This window comes from Nostocoides vanveenii, from assembly GCF_039531165.1.
GTDB classification, from domain to species: Bacteria; Actinomycetota; Actinomycetes; order Actinomycetales; family Dermatophilaceae; genus Nostocoides_A; species Nostocoides_A vanveenii.
The window spans coordinates 1-3,666 of sequence record NZ_BAAAPN010000081.1 but is presented as its reverse complement, the minus strand read 5'-3'; the positions used below and the strand labels follow the sequence as shown (position 1 = coordinate 3,666).

General features: G+C 61.7%; 2 protein-coding genes. One reads left to right on the top strand and one right to left on the bottom strand.

The features are described from left to right. The first annotated feature begins 727 nt into the window (after positions 1–727). Positions 728–2,647 carry a hypothetical protein gene (locus ABD209_RS15630; protein ID WP_344067860.1) on the top strand — a complete coding sequence of 640 codons (1,920 nt, stop codon included), beginning with the start codon at positions 728–730 and terminating at the stop codon, positions 2,645–2,647. A gap of 357 nt (positions 2,648–3,004) precedes the next feature. Here the strand turns inward: ABD209_RS15630 and ABD209_RS15625 are convergent, their stop codons facing one another. After that, positions 3,005–3,556 carry a hypothetical protein gene (locus ABD209_RS15625; protein ID WP_344067858.1) on the bottom strand — a complete coding sequence of 184 codons (552 nt, stop codon included), beginning with the start codon at positions 3,554–3,556 and terminating at the stop codon, positions 3,005–3,007. Positions 3,557–3,666 lie beyond the last annotated feature (110 nt).

Below are 3,666 nucleotides of genomic sequence, written 5' to 3'. Positions count from 1 at the left end.
GCCCCCATGGGCAGATCCCATGGCCACCACCGGGCAGTTCTCATGACCGTCAGCGGGCAGGTCTCATGACCGCCACTGGGCAGTTCCTACTGGCCCTTGACAGGTCTGCCCGCTCAGTCCAATTGCTGATTGCAAGCCGTGATTGGCCGCCATCCGGTAGTTTCGTGACCCTGTCACACCCTACGGAGCCCGGATGCGCTGGTCGGTCGTAACCGCCCGAGATCTTCAAGAGGCCGTTCAACACGCCCGTGCTCGCCCAGGCACCGTTCTGGTTGATCTCGACGGCACGCTTGGCCCCACGGGATTCCCGCTCAACGCGTCTCGTAGCGCGCTCTTGGCTGTACTCGGACCCATTCTCGCGAACGGGCATGGCGTCCTAGTTGTCACCAATCGAGGTGGCGCCGAACAGCTCGACAGTCGATTGCCGGTCGTCGCTCGCGCCAGAAAGCCGTTCACCCGACTGTGGCGCCTCCCCGGTGACATCTCCTGCGTCATCGGCGACCAGCTCTTCGCGGACGGCCTACTCGCCGCCAGGTTGGGGGTTCCGATCATTCACGTACCTAGCCTCGACATGCAACGCCGTCGTCCGCTCGCTCGCTGGGGAGACAAAGCACTCAAACCGCTGTTCAGAAACGATGGGCGGGAGCGATAGGTGGATCCAGAATTGGAATTGCCAGATAAGGCTGATAAAGGGCCCTGGCTGGAGCATCTTTCATCTCTTTACCAAGTGGAATTTTCGCTGCTCGCCGCCTCAGTCGCCGTTGGAGCAATCGCTGCACCCCTCGTTGTCGGCTTTCTCACCAATCTGCCTCCCACCTGCACGAATCCGAATCAACCTTCCTGCGTCACCGACACTCAATTGCTCGTGATTCCCCTGGTCCCACTGCTCACGGTACTGGCCCTTGGTTACGTCTACCTCGTGGCGAGGGTGATTGGAAAGTACACGCGCAACATCGAGCGCGCGATCTCCGGCGATGCGGAGTCGCCTGGCGCGAAGCTTCGCGCACCGGCGTTATCACGTCTCAACGGCGCACTCTTCGGCGGTGAGGCGAAGCAACTGCTTCCCCTTCGAATCTTCTACGTGATCCTCGCAGGAGCCATCCTCGGAACAATTGCTGTCACGGTCGCCGTAATCGTTAGTCGCGTTCATAACCCGAACCTCAAGACAGCAGGCTTCGTAGGCTACGGAATAGTAACCCTCATCTGCCTCGCGATCTACAATTCCGGCGCTACACACAGCTCGTTTGAATATCTTGCGGAGATCGCGAAGAAGCGCGACCTCCGCAAGAGCAAGGGCATACGGAGCGAATACGTCGGGTGGAGTCATTTTATATGGCGATGCATCTTTCCCAGACCGCTGTCAGCCATGAAAGAGATCCACGGCGTGGTCATCGCCGTGACCGTTACCCTATCCGTCATCCACCCCCATGACCTAAACTGGCGACGCTTTCTCCTTGGCCTGTTGGCGTTCGAGTTGATTCTCTATCAGACTCGCTACCTGCTGAACGGGGTGCGAGAGAATCCCAGCGGGAACTGGACTCTCCCGAGCAACAGGAGAAATGACCCGCAGAAGCCGTATACGCCACTGCAGGTGATTGTAGCCGTCGTTGTCTCATGCCTGCGAATCTGGCTGTTCTACACCACGACCACGACGAACCACCTCCTGCAGCCAGAGGTTGCCACTTGGGTTATCATTCTCTTCCTCTCTTCCTTTTATGCATACGAGATACCGCGCGAGATATGCCGCTTCAGGTATCGCAATGCGGTAGCGAAAATTCCCGCTGAGAAACTTGAGCCACTACCCCAGGACCATCTTCGAAATCTCTGGGACACCGCTCAAACAGAGGGGGGGATCCTCTTCGTTGCGGTGGGGTCAGGCTATGCGTTGCGCGCGTTTGTCGCCTACATTCTTCTTGATAGTGTCGTCGACCCTGGCGTCGCCGTGACAGTCCTAGGCTTCGCGTGGCTGCTCGGCATGGCAACCGCAAGCGCGGGCTGGGCCATGGAATTCAACGGTGCGGTTGACGACACCAGCGGACAGCCATTTGTTCACCCCGGGATCCTCGCCAAGCCACAGTTGCTCTGGATTGCCAGGAGGGCTCGTTTGCTCGCCGAAACCAAGAGTGTCTTCAAATTGATCAAATCCGAGCAGACAAGAGAGGGCGCCGAGACCGCGCTCTACAACATAGAGGGCCAACGTCTCTCTCCGTGGCGACGGTCGTGCGCTGCCGCCGTCGCGTGCTCGGGTCTTCTCCCGGCCACTACTGGCTTGGGTTCATGGCACTACGCGCTTCCTGAAGTGGTCGCCGCGGCAGTCTTGCTGCTGTCACCATGGCCAAGGCCGTTATTCGTACCGCCGTTGGTGCCAGCTATCGCCGTTGGGGGACCGTTGGCATTAGCTTTGTCCTTTGACAACAACGTGGAGCTTGCAGCCAAGGTCTCCGTTCTCGCCGGCTGGGCCCTGTTCACCATGCACGGGAGCGAGAGGAACCAATCCCTCTTGAGTGCTATTTTGGGTACTCAGCGGCTAGCTCAGCTCCCAGCACGATTGCTGAGACTAACAGCCCACCTGGTCCTCGTTCTCATTCGGGCGGTTCTGGGCGATGAGTTCTGGCGGGCCGCCACAAAGGTCTTCGGCCGAAGCTAGCCCAGGTGACTCACGAGGCCTCGTGAGTCACCTGGGCGCGACGGGAGCGCATTGGCGGCCCAGCAGGTCTGCCTTTCTGATTGTCGATCACGGTCCGCCGATCGCCGACTACGAGTGCTCATCCGAGGTGCCCTGGATGAGGCGGGCGATCCTGCATTGCGTCTGCGATCCTTGCCAACGCGTCGGTTGATCCCTGATCCATCACGTGGGCGTAGACGCGGAGGAGGACGGAGACGGAGTGGCCGGCCCAGGCGGCGACTTGGGTTGGGTCGACGCCGGCCGCGAGCCACGTAGAGACGCAGGCGTGGCGCAGCGTGTAGGGAGTCTTGGCCAGTCCGTTGGCCGCTTGCTGGCGGGTCAGCGCGTGCTCCCGGGCGGCTTGCCAGACGCGTCGTAGGTCTCGTTGCGTAGGTCGGCGCCGTGCGGTCCGCTGAAGACGCGAGCGTCCACGCTCGAGGAGAGGTTGCGATGGGCTTGCAGGAGTTCGAGCAGTTCGGGGGCGCAGGGAACGGGTCGGATGGTTCCGATGGGGCGGTGCTTGAGTTGGCGTGGGCCGAGGTGCCCAGTGTCGGTCCAGGCGCTGGAGATGGCGGCTTGGGAGCGTCGTAGTCGGAGCCAGCCCCAGTCGCCGTCGCGTTCGGGCCATTGAATGTCGTCCCAGTGCAGGACGATCGCTTCGGAGGGTCGGGCGCCGGCGTAGTAGAGCAGGCCGAAGAAGGCGACGTAGCGTTCCCCGCCCGGCACCTGGCGGACGGCGTCGAGCAGGGCACGGGCTTGGGTGGGGTTGACGACGGTGGCGGGGTCGACGGCCTCGGTGTTCTTCGCCGGACGCCACCGGACGCGGCCAAGCGGGTTGGCCGTGAGCAGCTCGCGTTCGACGGCCAGGGCGAGGCAGTTGTGGAAGACCATCCGTTTGTGTCGACGGACACGAGAAACTGCCCGGAGACGGCCATGAAGCTGCCCGCCGGCGGTCATGAGTTCTGCCCGCTGACGGTCATGGGATCTGCCCGACACGACGT

Coding starts and splice junctions, on each gene's coding strand:
- ABD209_RS15625 (WP_344067858.1), bottom strand. CDS start 3,556: ATGGTCTTCCACAACTGCCTCGCCCTGGCCGTCGAACGCGAGCTGCTC.